The organism is Corallococcus sp. AB030, from assembly GCF_003668965.1.
Taxonomy (GTDB): Bacteria; Myxococcota; Myxococcia; order Myxococcales; family Myxococcaceae; genus Corallococcus; species Corallococcus exiguus.
This window is the reverse complement of sequence record NZ_RAWQ01000010.1, coordinates 1-16,266: the sequence shown is the minus strand read 5'-3', so window position 1 is coordinate 16,266 and position 16,266 is coordinate 1. Positions and strand designations below refer to the sequence as shown.

The window sequence follows — 16,266 nt, the reverse complement described above, 5'->3', positions numbered from 1 at the left end:
CGACCTGGGCGGACGGCTTTCCGACGGACGCGGCGCGTGCGGACGTCAGGCGCCGCGCGTGGCCCGGCGGCGCTCGATTTCGAGCTCCAGCGACTGCACCACCTCCGACAGCGGCATGCTGCTGGAGTCCACGTGCACCGCGTCCTCGGCGGGCTTCAGGGGCGCCACCTCACGACCGGAGTCCGCGGCGTCGCGGCGCGTCTGGTCCTGGAGGACGCCCTCCAGGCTGCTGTCCACGCCCTTCTGGAACAGCTCCTCGAAGCGGCGGCGCGCGCGCACTTCCGGGTTCGCCTGGAGGAAGAACTTCACGTCCGCGTCCGGGAACACCACCGTGCCGATATCCCGGCCCTCCAGGATGGCGCCCGACGATGCCTCCAGGGCCAGCCGCCGCTGGAGCGCCAGCAGCCCCGCGCGCACCACCGGCCGCCCGGACACCTGCGACGCGCCCATGGAGATGGGCGGCGTGCGGATCTCCGACGACACGTCCTCGCCGCCCAGGAAGACGTGGTTCTCCTCGCCCACCACCTGGAAGTGGATGCGCACGCGCCCGAGCAGCTCGCCCAGCTTCGCGTCGTCGTCGAACGCGATGCCCTCGCGCGAGGCCATCAGCGCTACGCAGCGGTAGATGGCTCCGGTGTCCACCAGCGCGAACTCCAGTCGCCTCGCGAGCAGCTTGGACACGGAGGACTTGCCCGCTCCGGCCGGCCCGTCGATGGCGACGATGAACGGACGCGTGCTCATGACAGGACCTCCTTCAGCGCCGCCACGCACCGGGCATTCTCCTCCGGAGAACCCACGGAGATGCGCAGGCAGTTCGGGTGGCCGTTGCCCGCCATGGGCCGCACGATGACGCCCCGGCGCAAGAGCTGCTCGTACACCTCGGCGGACGGACGGTGGCAGTCCACGAAGACGAAGTTCGCGTGGCTGTCCGTCAGCGTGAGCCCCAGCTTCGGCAGCTCCTCTCCGTAGAAGCGCAGGCCCACGCGGTTGTTCTCGCGCGTGTGCTTCACGTGCTCCGTGTCCTCCAGCGCCGCCATGCCCGCCGCCTGCGCCACCGTCGTCAGGTTGAACGGCATGCGCGTGCGGTGCACGTAGCCCGCGAGCTTCGCGTCCATCACCGCGCTGCCCAACCGGATGCCGGCCAGCCCGTGGATCTTGCTGAAGGTGCGCAGCCCCACCAGGTTCGGATACGCGTGGAACAGCTCCACCGCGCTCGCGTAGTCGGGCCAGTCCACGAACTCCGCATAGGCCTCGTCGTGGACGACGAGCACGTCCTTCGGCACCGCCGCGAGGAACTTCTCCAGGTCCTTGCGCCCGAACGTGGTGCCCGTGGGGTTGTCCGGGTTGGCCAGGAACACCATGCGCGTGCGCGGCGTGACGGCGCAGGCCATGGCCTCCAGGTCGTACCGGAAGCCCTCGCGCATGGGCACCTCCACGAACGCACGGCCATGCGCCTGCGCGGAGATGCGGTACGCGGGGAACGAGCCCTTGCACAGGAGGATCTCCTCCTCGGGCGTCGTGAACGTGCGCATCAACAGCTCGATGAGCTCGTTGGAGCCGCTGCCCAGCACCACTTCCTCCGGCTTCACGCCCAGGTGCGCGGCCAGCTTGCGCACCAGGTGGAAGCTGGTGGCGTCCGGGTACAGGTGCACCTGCGCGGCGGCGTTGCGCATGGCCTCCACCGCGCGGGGCGACGGGCCCAGCGGGTTCTCGTTGGAGGCCAGCTTGATGACGCCTTTGAGGCCGTACTCCCGCTCGGTCTCCTCGATGGGCTTGCCCGGAACGTAGGCCTTGAGCGTCTCGACGTAGGGAGGAACGAGCGGTCGCATGAAGTGTGAACCTCTACTTGCCGGAGTACATGCCGAGTGCGCGGAACTTGTCGTAGCGGTCGCGCACCAGCGCGTCCGGATTCAGCTCCGCCAGCTGGCCCAGGTGCTTGCGCAGCGTCTTGCCCAGCGCTTCCGCCGCCTTGGCCGGGTCGCGGTGCGCGCCGCCCGGAGGCTCCGGAATCACCTCGTCGATGATCTTCATCTCCAGCAGGTCCGGCGCCGTGGGGCGCATCGCGTCCGCGGCCTTGTCCGCCTTGGTCGCGTCGCGGAAGAGGATGGAGGCGCAGCCCTCCGGGGAGATGACCGAGTAGACGCTGTTCTGGAACATCAGCACGCGGTTGCCCACGCCGATGGCCAGCGCGCCGCCGGAGCCGCCCTCACCCACCACGGTGGAGATGATGGGCACGCGCAGCCGGCTCATGACCTCCAGGTTCATGGCGATGGCCTCCGCCTGGCCGCGCTCCTCCGCGCCAATACCCGGGTACGCGCCCGGCGTGTCCACGAAGGTGAGGATGGGCTTCTCCATCCGCTCGGCCAGCTCCATCAGCCTGCGCGCCTTGCGGTAGCCCTCCGGGCGCGGCATGCCGAAGTTGCGCGCCATGTTCTCCTTGGTGTTGCGCCCCTTCTGATGGCCGATGAGCATCACCGTCTTGCCATCGAAGCGCGCGAAGCCACCGACGATGGACGGGTCCTCGCCGAAGTGCCGGTCGCCGCACATCTCGAAGAAGTCCGTGAAGAGGTAGTGGACGTAGTCCAGGAAGTACGGGCGCGCGCTGTGGCGCGACAGCTGCACCACCTGCCAGCGGGTCAGGTCGCTGAAGATCTCCGTCTGGAGCTTCTTCGCCTTCTTCTCCAGCTTGGAGATTTCGGAGGAGAAATCCACGGTGCCGCTGGTGGAGAGGACCTTCAGCTCCTCGATCTTCTTTTCCAGCTCGATGAGCGGGCGCTCGAAGTCGAGCGCGTAGCCAATGCCGGTTGCCATGGCGCCGAACTAGCACCAGGGTTCAGGCCTTTCAACGCGCAAGCGGTTACGCACCCCCTGGAATGTCCGGGAGGTCCGCCCGTCTGGAGCCACATGGTCCTCGCCCTCTCCCTGCTGGCCCTGACGCTGTCCGCCGCTCCGGCCGCGCCTCCTTCCGGCCGGGCCCTCAACACGCAGGGGTTCCGGCTGTACCAGTCCGGCCGTTATCCAGAGGCCCTGGAGAAGTTCCAGGCCGCTGCCCAGGCCACGCCGGACTACGCCCTGGCCCACTACAACGCCGCCGCCACCCTGGGCCTCCTGCGCAAGCAGGGCAAGGTGTGCGAGTACAGCGCCCACCGCGACGTCATCGTGGAGAAGCTGGCCACCGCCGTGCGCCTGGACGCGCGCCGTCTCCAGCGGGCGAAGGAGGACCGGGACCTGGACGTCATCCGGGACACGCTCGGCTGGCAGAAGCTGCTGGGCCGCACGCCCCAGAAGGAGGCCGACGTGCCGGCCCTCCTGCGGGCGGTGTCCTGGTACGGCCCCGGCGTGGGCGTCTACGGCACCGTCCGTGCCCTGAAGTTCCAGGACGGGGGCCGCGTGGAGTTCTGGAAGCGGGACGTGGACGACTCCGGCACGCCCCGCGAGTCCCGGACCCCGGGCACGTACACCGTCAAGGGCCGCACGGTGGAGGTGAAGCTCCCCAACGCCGCGCCCGTCACCGGAACCCTCAGCGAGACGGGCGCCCTCACCTTCCCGGAACCCCTGGGCGGCTTCACCGACAGCCCGTCGGAGTGCGACGCCTGAGGCCAAGTGACGTCCCGTGCACGCCTACCCGCGTCCAGGGGACACCGCCCTGGCGCGCCTGCCTGCCGGTGAGCACCTTCCTCCCGTAGCCGAGGGGGAAGCCGTGCACAGACTCAACGCCAGACACTGGGGGCTGGCCGCCATCATCGCGGTCGCGCCCTTCGTCCTCGCCTTCGTGCTGGGAGCCTCGGCGCCCCAGCTGCTGGAGCCGGTGCTCGGGACGCCGGTGGGTGGGCTGAGCTGGGGACTGGCCGCGGTGCTGGGACTCGTGGGCGGCGCCCTCTTCGCGCGCATCCTCGCGGCCCTGCAGCGTCCGCGCATCCAGGCGTCGCCGGTGCTGCGCGTACTGGGCACGGTGGGCGGCGCCAGCGCGGTGGTGACCCTGTGCATCGTGCCAGCGGTGGCGCTGATGCTCCTGGGTCCGGGCTGGGTGCTCCATCAGCACCTTCAGGTGCCGGCGGCCCCGACGGTGCGCTCACTGGAAGCGACCGCCGTGGACCTGCTGGGACAGGCGCGCCGGGCGAATCCCCACCGGCTGCCGCTGTCCCTGCTCCTGCCGGGCCCCCACTGAGGAGCCCGGCGCGGCCAATGCTCAGGCCGCCTTGATCTTCGCCGGCGGCGCGGACAGCGCGTACCAGGCGGTGCGGAACGCCTTCAGCTCGCGCAGCCCCGCGGGGTGACGGCCCAGCGCGGGCGCCATCGTCACGGGCAGGCCAATCTTCTTCTCCATGGCCTTGGCCGCGTTCAGCTCCAGCTTGCGGCGGTTCTCGCACTTCTCGCAGGTGGACTTGGGACCCACGCGGTTGACGAGCACCCGCTCCACCTGGAGCTTGCGCTCCTTGAGGTACTCCACCAGCCGCTCCGTGCGGGTGGACGCCAGGTCCTCGCCGCGCGTGACGACCACGAAGCGCGACTCGCTGGGGGACGCCAGCGCGTCCTCGAAGCGCTTCACGTGCTTGAGCATCGCCGCCAGGTCATCCGCCAGCTCGCCCAGGCCCTTGGCGCGGTGCTTGTTGAGGATGCCGTGCAGCGCGCCCAGCCACGTCTTCGCCGTATCCGCCAGCTCCACCACGCGCACGTTCGTCACCTGCGGCGACGAGTCCACCACGATGCGCTTGAACCGCTCCTGCACCAGCGCGTCCGTCAGCACGGACATGGCCGCCAGCTCGTCGATGCCCGGGGGCGCGCACTCCAGCAGGTTGCGCAGGTAGAGCAGGTCCGCCGGCACGTCGTTGCCCGCCTTGGGCGCGCCCTCGAAGGCCTTCTCCGCCTTCTCCTTCAGCCGCTTGCGCAGGGCATTGAACCAACCCGCCATGTCCAGCTCGCGCGCGTACAGGCCCTTGGTGCCCTTCACCTGCGTCTCGGTGTCCGTCAGGCGGCTCTGCAGCACGTCCGACAGCGAGTGCGCGGGATCCGTGGAGATGAGGAGCACCGGCCCCTCCTTCTCCGTCAGCGTCACCGCCGCGCTGAACTCCAGCGCCTTGGTCTCCTTGCCCGCCGCCCACTCCTTGGCGAATTCCTTCAGCCCGTCCAGCCCCCGGGGCGCCACCTCGCGGCGGCCCAGCAGGTTCACGGGTACGGTCTTGTCCAGCGCCTGGTACTTGCGCACGTGGGGGGCCTGCAGACCCCGGCGGCCCTGACACGCCGGACAGCCCTCGTGGTCCTCCACCTGATTGACCACCACCTCCGTCACCGGCAGACCGCGCTCGCGCAGCTGGGTGAAGTACATGCGCGTCTGCGCTTCCGGCACCGGCTCCGCCAGGGCCACCAGGTGGAAGGCCGTGCGCGCGGGGTCCTTCAGCAGCGCCAGCAGCTTCTCCGCCTTCTGGCCCACCTGATCCAGGAAGCCGGCGGGGGTCGCCTCCGCCGCGGCGGCGGCCGCCTTCTTGCCCTTGCCGCTGGGGGCCGGGGCGGCGCGGTCCTGGCCCGCCTTCACGAAGCCCAGGAACTTGCGCAGCTGCGCCGGCATGTCGAACAGGCGCAGCGTGTGGCTGGTGGGCGCCGTGTCCACCACGATGCGGTCGTAGTCGCCTGACTCCAGCAGCTCCACCACGTGGAAGAGGGCCACCAGCTCCTCCAGCCCAGGCACCGCCTGCTGGTAGAGCTTGCCCATCTCCTCGTCCGACAGGTGCGTGCCCTTCACCGCCGCCTTCGCCAGCGCCGGCAGGTACTCCGCCAGGAACGGCTTGAGCAGCGCGGGCGGGTTCAGCTCCGCGCCGAAGAGGCCGCCTTCGCCCTTGCCCGCCTGGAGCTTGGTGGGCTTCGCCGGCAGCTTCTTCTTCACGAGGTCCGACAGGGACTGGACCGGATCCAACGAGACGACCAGCACCCGGTGCTTGGGCACTTCTTCGGAGAGCCTCACCGCGTACGCTGCCGCAAGCGTGGTCTTGCCGACCCCGCCCTTGCCGCCGAAGAAGTGAAGTACTCTCGCGTCGCTCATTGCGTTGTGGCCTTCCTTGTGCCCCCCCGGCGGCACCCCAGATGACTCACGTCGGACGACCGCACCATGGGGGGCGGACGTGGCCCGAAATGAAACGTCCCGGCCGGGCCCTCACCAACGGGTGGGAGAGGCCCGGATGATCCCCCGTCCAGGGGGGAAAAGTCAAGAATTGACAGGGGTTTTCGAGACCTCCCCCGCCCGCTTAAGCCGGCTTGGGGAGGCCCCGTGCGCGCTCTCCAGGAGCCCTGCCAAGGGCCCGGAATCCGGGCCTTCTTGCCTACCCATCAGGTCAGCGGTGGGCGGCCGCAGGTCGCCGAGCCGGGGGACGGGGCACGGATCAGCGGGTCAGGAAGCTGCTGGCGCTCATGGGGCCGTCGTTGCCCTGTCCACCCAGGGGGCTGCCGCCACCCGGGGTGCCCTGGGCACGGTTCTCCGCCGCGTAGCGGTTGAGCTTGTTGTAGAGCGTCTTCTCGCTCACCCCCAGCACCTCCGCAGTGCGGGCCTTGTTGTTCCCGTTCCGCTGGAGGCTGCCCAGGATGTACTCGCGCTCCACGGCGTCCAGGCTCAGGCCGAACGGCAGCTTGAACGTGTGGCGCTCCGGGCTCTTGCCGGCCATGTCGGGCGGCAGGTGCTCGCGGGTGATCAGCTCCCCGTCGCAGAGGATGACGGCGCGCTCCACGGCGTTGCGCAGCTCGCGGATGTTGCCCGGCCAGTCGTAGTTCTTGAGCACCTCCATCGCTTCCGGGTGCACGCCGGAGACGCGCTTGGCCGAGTCCCCACGGAACTTGTCCACGAAGTGCTGGACCAGGATGGGCACGTCGTCCCGGCGCTCGCGCAGGGGCGGCAGGTGCAGCTGGAACACGTTGAGGCGGAAGTAGAGGTCCTCGCGGAAGCGCTGGTTCTTGATCTCCTGCTTCAGGTCGCGGTTCGTGGCGGACAGCACGCGCACGTCCACTTCGATCTCCACCTTGCCACCCAGGCGGCGCAGGCGGCCCTCTTCCAGCACGCGCAGCAGCTTGGCCTGCAGGTCGATGGGGATCTCACCCAACTCGTCCAGGAAGAGCGTGCCGCCGTGGGCCATCTCGAACACGCCCGGGCGGCGCTGATCCGCGCCGGTGAAGGCGCCGCGCTCGTGGCCGAAGAGCTCGGACTCAATCAGCGTCGCGGGGATGGACGCGCAGTTGATGGCGATGAAGGGCTTGTCGCGGCGCAGGGACAGGTTGTGCACCGTGCGGGCGACCACTTCCTTGCCCGTGCCGGACTCGCCGCTGATGGAGACGCTGGCCTTGGAGGGGGCCACCTTCTCCATCATCTCGATGACCTTGCGCATCCCGGTGGAGCTGGCGATGAGGTCCGTGGAGCCCAGCTGCTTGAGGCGGCGCCGGAGCGTCTGCACCTCGCGCAGGGTCTCCTTCTTCTCCAGCGCGCGGTCGATGCAGACCTTGAGCCGCGCGGTGTCCAGCGGCTTCACGATGAAGTCGTAGGCGCCCTCGCGGATGGACTCCACGGCGGTGTCGATGGTGCCGCGGCCGGTGAGGAACACGACCGGGCAGTCCGGCAGCTCCTCGCGCAGGTTGCGCAAGAGCCACAGGCCATCCGTCTCCGGCATGGCGAGGTCCGACAGGACGACGTCGGGCCGGAACTCACCGGCCTTGCGGAGGGCGTCATGCCCGTCGAACGCGGTCTCGACCTTGTGACCCCAGGTGGACAGCATCTCCGCCAGGGCCTCGCAGGTCTCACGTTCGTCATCCACGGCCAGGATTCGTGCGCTGCCCAAGGTGAAAACCTCCACTGCGATGAAGCGTGATGAAACCGGATGGAAGACCGACCGCGCCCGAAGGGGAGAACCTCAGGTGCGCGGGAACACGAGGCGGCACGTTCCCGCCTCCACGAAGAACTCGATGCCCAGCTGGGCCGCGCGGAGCGTCAGCGCGGCCACGGTGTCCGACGCTCGCTCGGGCGCCGAGGAGCCGTCCGCGACCTCCAGCACCGCGTTCGGCCCTTCCGCGCGGACCGAGACGACCACCGTGGAGCCGGACTCCGCGCGATGGAAGGCGCGCATCAGCACCTGCACCAGGAAGAAGCCCAGCTCGGTGGTGTCCTCCAGGTGGGCCTGCACGTCCGGCTCGATGTCGCGCTGGACCTGGAGGCGGCGCCGGCGGCTCTCATGGCCCAGCACGTCCAGGGCCTTGCCGGTGGCGTCCGACAGCGGCGCGTCCCCGGAGGGGCCCGCTCCGCGAAACACGATGAAGTCCGAGAAGAGCTTGAGCAGGCCGTCCACGCGGGCGATCTGCTCGCGCATCGCCTTGAGGTTCTTCTCCTGGGTGGCCGGCACCTGGCCGGACTCGCCCTTGAGCTTCTCGGAGAGCACCTCGAGATGGATGGCGAGCGCGTTGAGCGGGTTGCGCACGTCGTGCAGCAAGCTGTCCATCAAGGGCGGAACCGCGTCGTAGCGGGCCGCGCCCACCACCGGGTCCGACACTTCCTGGACAGAAGGCACACTGATAGCCATGAGAGATGAGTTAACCACCTGGAACTCCTAGGAATTTCCGTCGCCCCACCCCCGCCGCCGCCCTACCGAGCCAGGATTTAGGGAGCACCCCAGGGATCGTCAACCCTGGGTCGGTAATTCTTGCCGGAGTTCTAAAATTCCCGTGTCGGAACAGCCACTTACGACCTCTCGCAAGTGTCATTCAACGAACGGGAACCCCATCCCGGGCGATCAGCGTGTCCAGGGGTTGTCCACCCCCGGACAGCGCGTCCGCCCTCAGGTGCCGGTGGCGGGCGAAGGCGGCTGGGCAGCGGCGCCCACGCCCACGAGCTGGAGGCCCAGCCGGGCGGCGTACTCGAAGATGCGCGGGTCCCGGTAGAACTCGCCAAAGACGATGCGGGTGCAGCCGCTGTTGGCGATCAGCTTGAAGCACGGCCAGCACGGGCTGGCGGTCGTGTAGATGGTCGCCCCGTCGATTCCGACGCCGTTCTTGGCGGCCTGGATGATGGCGTTGGCCTCCGCGTGGACGGTGGCCACGCAGTGGCCGTTCTCCATCATGTGGCCCACTTCATCGCAGTGGGGCAGGCCGCGGATGGCGCCGTTGTAGCCGGTGGACAGGATGGTCTTGTCCCTCACCAGCACCGCGCCCACGTGCTTGCGGTCGCAGGTGGCGCGCGTGGCCACCTGCTGGGCGATGTCCATGAAGTACTGATCCCAATTGCCCCGAGCGGACATGCGCGTGAACCCTCCAGCGAAAGAGCCCGCAGCTCTAACGCTGGATCAGGCCCGCACCAATTTCTCGGTCCGGGGCTGTTGGATCAGCGACTCGCCGTCTTCTGGGGCCCCGCACCCTCCGCGTCCGCGGAGCGCTCCAGGAGCCGGCCGAAGCCTTTCGCCTGGAGGAAGCCGCGCACCTTGGCGCTGGGCGCGGCGAACGTCTCGCCGGGCATGGGCACGTCGAAGCTGAAGTTCTGGGAGGCGACCTCGAAGTCCACCTTCGCGGTGCGGTAGCCCTCCACGATGGCCAAGAGCCGCCCCGTCTCGATGCTGAAGATGCCACCGCCGGAGGCCCCATAGCCGATGGGCGCGTCCGTCTTCAGCATGCGCGGGTGCTTCGTCTCCTTGTCCCACTCCACCTGGGACACCATGCCGCCGGAGATGGACAGCGCGCGGCCGTACGGGGACGCCGCCACCACCACGTCCTCGCCCGGCTCCGGTTCGTCGTCCGCGGCCAGCTCCGCCACGGGCCACGTCACGCCCGTCACGCGCAGCAGCGCCAGGTCCACGTCCGGCACCTGACCCGTGGCCACCACCTCCGCCAGGTACTCGTGCGTCTCCGCGCGCCGGTCCAACACGACCTTGAGCACAGGCTCTTTCAGGTCGCCCTGCTCCACCGCGTGCGCGTTGGTGAGGACATAGCTGACGGGCCCGGCCTCACCGGCCTCCGTGCCAATGACGACGCCCGACGCCGAGCGGCGCACCTTGCCGTCCTCCGTCGTCACCAGCCGCACGTTGAGCGGGAGGATGCGCCGCACCATCGCCTTGCGCGTCGGTTGCGGCGTGGGCTCGGGCCGGGACAGCGCCCGCTCCACCCGGAGCGGAGCCTGCGTGTGCGTCGCGACCGGAGTGTCCTCGGAGGACTGCGACGGGGCACTGGCGCACGACACGAGGGCCCACAGGAGGGGGGTGCCCAACAGCAACCGGTTCATCAACACTCCAGGCGCAAGGATGAGGAGGGACGAAAAGACGACGACACACGCGCAACTCGGTGCGAAGCCGCATCATCCCGAGCCCTGGCCCGGATTGGGAAGCAGACGAGCAGGCATCGGCTTCCTGGATGCCTGCCCTCCGCCACCCGTCAGGTGTAGCGCTGACGCATCAGGAACAAGATGGCGTCCTTCGCGCAGAACTCGCAGTAGCCGTAGCGCTCCGCCATCGTCTTGAGCGTGTCCTGCACCTGCGTCTGCTCGCGCGAGGAGAGCTGGTTGCGGTCCTCGGAGAGGTACTTGAGGACGTTCTCCTTGTTCTTGCGCAGCACGCGCTTGCGCTCCTCGAAGTAGTGGTCGCGCAGGCGCTTGAACATGTCCGGGAAGATGCGCGGGTAGTCCATGGCGCCGTCCGGGTTGTCCAGCCGGTGCGCGCCAATGCTTGCAATCAGCCCGCGGCGGAAGTCCGCGGGGGCCTCGCCCTGCGGCATCACGATGGCCTCCACCTCCGCCATGCGCGCCTCGTCCGGCTTCTCCGATTCGCCCGTCACGCGGTTGCGCATCTTCTCCCCGCGCACCCAGTGGCTGACGCTCTGGATGTAGCGCTCCACCAGCTCGCGGTACTGGCCTTCCGACACCAGGCCCATGGAGTCGCGCACCTCCGAGTCCACGCGGTCCAGGTACGTGCCCTCCACCACGCGCACGAAGGTTTCGTGGTCGTGGTAGCCGTCCATCACCTCCTGGAGGAGGAACTCGTAGACGCTCTTGTCCTTGCAGAGCGCGTGCAGCTCTTCCAACACCGCCAGCGCGTGGAGGCACTTGTAGTCGGGGTTCTGCGCGGCGTTGAAGAGGGCCGTCTTGATTTCGCGCGCGCTCGCACCGGAGCGCCCCTCGTAGTTGGGGTACGCGTCGGACTCCTCGTACATCTCCTCGCGCAGCTTGAGCAGCTCCTTGGTGTTCGCGGAGGACAGCCGCGCGGGCACTCCCGCCTCCTGGTACAGGTGAAGCTTCTCCACCGGGGCCACCTGCTCCACCAGCGGCTTCACGTTGGCCGGGTAGCGGTCCGGGATGGGCTTCTTCAGGCGCGTGAGCACCGCCCACATCGCGGCCACCTCCGTCGCGTGCGGCGCCACGTGCTTGCCCACGGACGTCGCGGTGATCTGCGCGTCGTAGATCTCCTGCTCGACCTTGTAGCGGCGCAGGTACGGCACGCGCACCAGCTCGATGCGGCCCTTGAACGACGCGAAGTCCGGCAGCTCCTTGAACGCGTTCAGGTGCTTCTCGTTGGAGGACGCGATGAGCACCTCGTCCAGCTGGAGCACGAAGGGCTCCAGCGGCACCTCGCCCGTCTCACTGAAGCCCAGCAGGTACTTGAAGGCCTCCAGCGGGCGCTTGAGCAGGTCCGCGTACTCGATGAGGCCGCGGTTGGCGTGCACCAGCGGACCGTGCGGCTCGAAGAGCACCGTGCTGTGCAGCGCGGCCGGCATGTTGAGCTGGGTGCGGTCCGCGGAGATCTGCTGCGCGGCGGCGTCCACGCTCATCTGCGGCTCCACCGTCACCGTGCCCACCTGGTAGCGGCGCGACACGTAGAAGCGCTCCACCTGCACGTGGCGCAGGACCTTGAGGTAATCGCCACCGTAGGAGTTGAGCAGCGCGGTGTAGATGCGGCGGCACTTGGCGCACAGCTCGCCGTCGCGCACGTAGTCGGACAGGATGAAATCCCCCGTCGACCCGTCACCGTTGCCCAGCCCCTTCTTCTTGAGCGCACCCTCCAGCAGCGCCTTGCGCTCCGTGGGGGGCACCGCGAACAGCGGGTGGTCGCGCAGCTCACAGGGCATGCGCAGGTCCAGGGCCTCCGCGTCCAGGTGGGCGTACGTGGTGAGCTCACCCTCGGCGGTCTTCGCGCCCGCGCGCTCGCCGAAGCCGATGGAGCCCTTGATCAGCTTCTCTGACGGGAAGACCCACGCGATGCGGTAGAGGGCCCCTTGAGGCTGACGGGAGTAGTCCTCCATGCCCTGCTTCAGCGCGTTGACCAGGCTGGACTTCGCGCTGCCGTTGGGGCCGTGCAGCATGATGAGCTTGTTGATGCGACCGGCGCGCACGAAGTTGCCCAGGATGCGGTAGAGGGCGTTCTGCACCTCCTCCTGCCCGGCGACGCGGCCGTCATGTTCAGCGGACGGGACGTCGAAGACCTTGAAGCGCCGGATGGTGCCGGTGGGGTGCGGCACCATTTCCGTGCCGTAGTGGTCCATCACGTCCCGCAGGTACTGCGCCGCGTTGCGCGACTGGCCCTTCGGGTCCGTGAAGAAGAGCGACAGGTACTCCTCGAAGGACAGGATGGACCGGTTCTTGACGAAGTCGGCGCTGACCTGTGCGCCCACCTCCTGCAGATAGCCCTTCGCTTCCACGGCGGCTCCCCTCTGTGGATGGGTGGTCTCTCGGATGTAGCCACGGCGCTTCGCCGTCGCATGTGAACCCCTGGGGCTGACCTTCGTTCCCGGCCCTAGGGATGTAAAGCGACCCGCCCTGCCCTCGCGGGCGGTGTGTTCGGGGTCGCGCGCTTGGATGCCGGCCGTGTCCCACCCGGCCAGGCGGGCGGCCAGGGGTGGAAGGTCCAGGCGCGCTGGAAGTTTGAGGACGTCCGTCGGATGACGGATGGTTCGCGATTCGCGGACCCGGGACGGGTGAGATACGGTCCCGGCAAGCCACACCCCATCCGCCGCAACGCCTCACCCGGAGCCCACACGCGATGCACAAGGAGCCCATCATCGGCATCGACCTCGGCACGACGAACTCGTGCGCGGCGATCGTCGAGGACAGCGGGAACGTCAAGCTCATCCCCTACAAGGGCGGCGAGTACACCATCCCCTCCATCTTCGCCATCGACGACAAGGGCAACGAGCTCATCGGCTTCGAGGCGAAGCGCCAGTGGCAGCTCAACCCGCGCAACACCGTCTACGGCTCCAAGCGCCTGGTGGGGGTCAACTTCAGCAGCGACGTCGTCGGCACGATGAAGAAGGCCGTCGCGTACAACATGCGCGCCGGCGCCAAGAACGACGTCACCCTGGACGTCGGCAAGAAGGAATTCACCCTCCAGGAGATCAGCGCCAAGATCCTGGGGAAGATCCGCGACGTCGCCGCCAACTACCTGAAGACGCCCATCAAGCGCGCGGTGGTGACGGTGCCCGCGTACTTCAACGACCGGCAGCGCCAGTCCGTGAAGGACGCCGGCAAGCTGATCGACCTGGAGGTGGTGCGCATCATCAACGAGCCCACCGCGGCGGCGCTCGCCTACGGCGTGGGCAAGACGTTGAAGGAGAAGGTCGTCATCTACGACCTGGGCGGCGGCACCTTCGACGTCTCCATCATCGAAATCCGCGACCGCGTCTTCGAGGTGAAGGCCACCGGCGGCGACGTGTTCCTGGGCGGCATCGACTTCGACAACGCCATCATCCACCACGTCCTCAAGGACTTCGCGGCCAAGACGGGCATCGACCTGGCCACGGACCCGGTGGCCATGCAGCGCATCAAGGACCTGGCCGAGCGCACGAAGATTGATTTGTCCGCGCGCGAGGAAGTGCCCTTCAACATCCCCTTCATCACGATGACGGCGCAGGGCCAGCCGCTGAACATCGAGATGAAGTTCACGCGCAAGATGCTGGAGCAGCTGACGAACCAGCTGGTGGACCGCACCCTGCAAATGGTGGCGCGCGTGCTGGTGGACTCGGGTCTGTCCACCAAGGACATCGACGAAGTGATGCTGGTGGGCGGCCAGACGCGCATGCCCGTCGTGCAGGACCGGCTCACCAAGTTCTTCGGCAAGCCGCCCAGCAAGGGCGTGCACCCGGACGAGGCGGTGGCCATTGGCGCGGCGCTCTACGCGCACTCGCTCGAGGACAACACCAACCTGCGCATCCAGCTGCTGGACGTGATTCCCATGGCCATTGGCCTGGAGCGCGGCGACGGCGGCTTCCACGTCGTCTTCCCGCGCAACGCGTCTATCCCCAACGCGAAGCAGCTGCTGGCCACGACGAGCATCGACAACCAGACCGAGCTCGCCATGCGCATCTACCAGGGCGACCACGACACGGTGGCGCGCAACGACCTGCTGGGCGAGTTCACCTTCTCCGGGATCATGCCCGCCAAGGCCGGCACGGTGAACGTGGAGATCATCTTCGACGTGAGCGTGGAGGGCATCCTCACCATGCGCGCGAAGGACCCCGCCACCGGCCGCGAGATGAAGACCACGGTGCGCGTCACGCAGAACTGAAGCACCTGGCGCCAGAAACACCACGGCGCCCCTGCCTGCTGGAGGCGAGGGGCGCCGGATGGAATCACCGACCGTCTGGGGGAAACCTCAGGCGGTCTTCTTTTCCTTCTCCATGACGATCTGCGGAGGCTCGTGCTTGGTGATCACCTGCTCGGTGATCTTGCACTCCTTGACGCCCTCGCGGAACGGCACGTCGTACATGATCTCCAGCATGGCGTCCTCCATGATGGCGCGCAGGCCGCGCGCTCCGGAGTGACGGCGCATCGCCTCGCGAGCGATGGCGCGCAGCGCTTCCTTGGTGAAGGTGAGCTTCACCTTCTCGATCTCGAACATCTTCTGGTACTGCTTCACCAGGGCGTTCTTCGGGATCGTGAGGATGGTGACGAGGTCATCCTCCTTCAGGTCGTTGAGCGTCGCGATCATCGGCAGACGGCCGATGAACTCCGGAATCATTCCGAACTTCATCAGGTCTTCCGGCTCGGTCATCGCCAGCAGCTCACCCACGCTGCGCTCTTCCTTGTGGGTGATCTTCGCGCCGAAGCCCAGGCCCTTCTCACCCACGCGGCGCTTGATGACGCCGTCGATGCCGTGGAAGGCACCGCCGCAGATGAAGAGGATGTTGGTCGTGTCGACCTGGACGTACTCCTGCTGGTTGTACTTCTTGCCGCCGCGCGGGGTGACGTTGGCGCGGGTGCCTTCGATGATCTTCAGCAGGGCCTGCTGCACGCCCTCGCCGCCCACGTCGCGGGTGGCGCTGGGCATGTCGCCCTTGCGGGCAATCTTGTCGATCTCGTCGATGTAGACGATGCCGCGCGCGGCCTTCTCCACGTCATAGTCGGCGTTGTGGAGGAGGTTCTGGATGATGTTCTCGACGTCCTCACCCACGTAGCCGGCCTCGGTGAGGCTGGTGGCATCCGCGATGGTGAAGGGGACGTTGAGGAAGCGCGCCAGGGACTGCGCGAGCAGCGTCTTGCCAGAGCCCGTGGGGCCGATGAGCAGGATGTTGCTCTTCTGCAGCTCCACGTCCTCGCCGCCAGGGGCCTTCACCCCGGGGCGCGGCCGGGCAGTCGGCTTCTTCTGATAGATGCGCTTGTAGTGGTTGTACACCGCGACCGAGAGGACCTTCTTCGCCTGGTCCTGGCCGATGACGTAGTCGTCGAGGAACGCCTTGATCTCCAGCGGCGTGGGCAGGCTGACCTGCGGCTTGCCTTCCTCGCGTTCGTTCTCGTCCGCGATGATGTCGTTACACAGCTTGATGCACTCGTCGCAGATGTAGACCGTGGGTCCGGCAATGAGCTTCCGGACCTCGCGCTGCGACTTTCCGCAGAACGAGCAGGACAGGTTGACGTGGTGCTCCTTCTTCACTGCCGCCTCCGAGTTCGCCGGTCCCGGTTCGGGACCTTCTCCACCGACCACCGCACTCCATCACCCCGCGAAGCCGCCCACGTCTTTCGACGGCTTCAAGCCCACCTACAGGCCCTGAACCCACTATAGGGCCCTCCCCTTCGGGCAGGAAGCCCGGTGGAAGCGCCCTATCCTTCCGAGCGTTCAGCCCAGGTCAACGGGTCGGTCTTGGATAACAGCGACTCAGGCGTCCGTCACGCTCGACGCGAGTTCTTCGACATCGTCCGCCAGGGAGGCCGCCCGCTCGGCGACAGCGTTGGGGACTCGACGGCTTCCCGCCAGCTCGGAGGCGAGCTTTCGCGCCAGCTGCGCCAGTTTCCGTACCTGGAGGCTCTCCGGGGGCGGCTCGGGCGGGGGC

Annotated in this window: 13 protein-coding genes; 3 read left to right on the top strand and 10 right to left on the bottom strand. The window is 68.2% G+C overall.

Annotated elements, in window-relative coordinates:
• Positions 1–45: 45 nt before the first annotated feature.
• From cmk to D7Y15_RS04370, 3 genes are read right to left on the bottom strand one after another with little or no spacing between them, the layout of a single operon-like run.
• Positions 46–741 (bottom strand): (d)CMP kinase, encoded by a 696-nt coding sequence (gene cmk, locus D7Y15_RS04380; protein ID WP_120577693.1) that lies wholly within the window; start codon positions 739–741, stop codon positions 46–48.
• On the bottom strand, positions 738–1,829 hold the full coding sequence (hisC, locus tag D7Y15_RS04375) for a histidinol-phosphate transaminase (RefSeq protein WP_121751790.1): 1,092 nt from the start codon (positions 1,827–1,829) through the stop codon (positions 738–740). The genes cmk and hisC overlap by 4 nt, the downstream gene beginning before the upstream one ends.
• Positions 1,830–1,842: 13 nt before the next feature.
• Positions 1,843–2,811 (bottom strand): acetyl-CoA carboxylase carboxyltransferase subunit alpha, encoded by a 969-nt coding sequence (locus D7Y15_RS04370; RefSeq protein WP_120577691.1) that lies wholly within the window; start codon positions 2,809–2,811, stop codon positions 1,843–1,845.
• A gap of 93 nt (positions 2,812–2,904) precedes the next feature.
• Between D7Y15_RS04370 and D7Y15_RS04365 the strand changes: the two genes are divergently transcribed.
• Together D7Y15_RS04365 and D7Y15_RS04360 are read left to right on the top strand one after the other, a co-directional pair.
• Positions 2,905–3,597, top strand: a complete 693-nt coding sequence (locus D7Y15_RS04365) for a tetratricopeptide repeat protein (protein ID WP_120577690.1) — start codon at positions 2,905–2,907, stop codon at positions 3,595–3,597.
• Between the two features lie 103 nt (positions 3,598–3,700).
• The gene (locus D7Y15_RS04360; RefSeq protein WP_120577689.1) at positions 3,701–4,168 is read left to right on the top strand and encodes a hypothetical protein; all 468 of its coding nucleotides are present in this window, start codon (positions 3,701–3,703) and stop codon (positions 4,166–4,168) included.
• A 21-nt stretch (positions 4,169–4,189) separates the two neighbouring features.
• Here D7Y15_RS04360 and D7Y15_RS04355 read toward each other — a convergent pair whose 3' ends face one another.
• The 6 genes from D7Y15_RS04355 to D7Y15_RS04330 form a co-directional block, all read right to left on the bottom strand.
• Entirely contained in the window at positions 4,190–6,037 is a 1,848-nt protein-coding gene (locus D7Y15_RS04355) for an ArsA family ATPase (protein ID WP_121751789.1), read from the bottom strand.
• A gap of 337 nt (positions 6,038–6,374) precedes the next feature.
• Complete coding sequence (locus D7Y15_RS04350; protein WP_121751788.1) at positions 6,375–7,814, bottom strand: sigma-54 dependent transcriptional regulator; 1,440 nt, start codon at positions 7,812–7,814, stop codon at positions 6,375–6,377.
• Between the two features lie 72 nt (positions 7,815–7,886).
• Positions 7,887–8,549 carry a HAMP domain-containing histidine kinase gene (locus tag D7Y15_RS04345; protein ID WP_169822133.1) on the bottom strand — a complete coding sequence of 221 codons (663 nt, stop codon included), beginning with the start codon at positions 8,547–8,549 and terminating at the stop codon, positions 7,887–7,889.
• Between the two features lie 255 nt (positions 8,550–8,804).
• Entirely contained in the window at positions 8,805–9,263 is a 459-nt protein-coding gene (locus D7Y15_RS04340; RefSeq protein ID WP_120563017.1) for a cytidine/deoxycytidylate deaminase family protein, read from the bottom strand.
• Positions 9,264–9,346: 83 nt separating this feature from the next.
• A complete protein-coding gene (locus D7Y15_RS04335) occupies positions 9,347–10,237 on the bottom strand; it encodes a serine protease (RefSeq protein WP_121751786.1) in 891 nt (296 codons plus the stop codon).
• 149 nt (positions 10,238–10,386) lie between these two features.
• A complete protein-coding gene (locus tag D7Y15_RS04330) occupies positions 10,387–12,642 on the bottom strand; it encodes a PrkA family serine protein kinase (RefSeq protein WP_120598304.1) in 2,256 nt (751 codons plus the stop codon).
• A 341-nt stretch (positions 12,643–12,983) separates the two neighbouring features.
• On the opposite strand from D7Y15_RS04330, the gene D7Y15_RS04325 reads away from it, so the two are divergent.
• Positions 12,984–14,504 carry an Hsp70 family protein gene (locus D7Y15_RS04325; RefSeq protein ID WP_120577683.1) on the top strand — a complete coding sequence of 507 codons (1,521 nt, stop codon included), beginning with the start codon at positions 12,984–12,986 and terminating at the stop codon, positions 14,502–14,504.
• A gap of 87 nt (positions 14,505–14,591) precedes the next feature.
• Here D7Y15_RS04325 and clpX read toward each other — a convergent pair whose 3' ends face one another.
• Positions 14,592–15,869: an ATP-dependent Clp protease ATP-binding subunit ClpX gene (clpX, locus tag D7Y15_RS04320; protein WP_120577682.1), complete on the bottom strand. Its 1,278-nt coding sequence runs from the start codon at positions 15,867–15,869 to the stop codon at positions 14,592–14,594.
• Positions 15,870–16,266 lie beyond the last annotated feature (397 nt).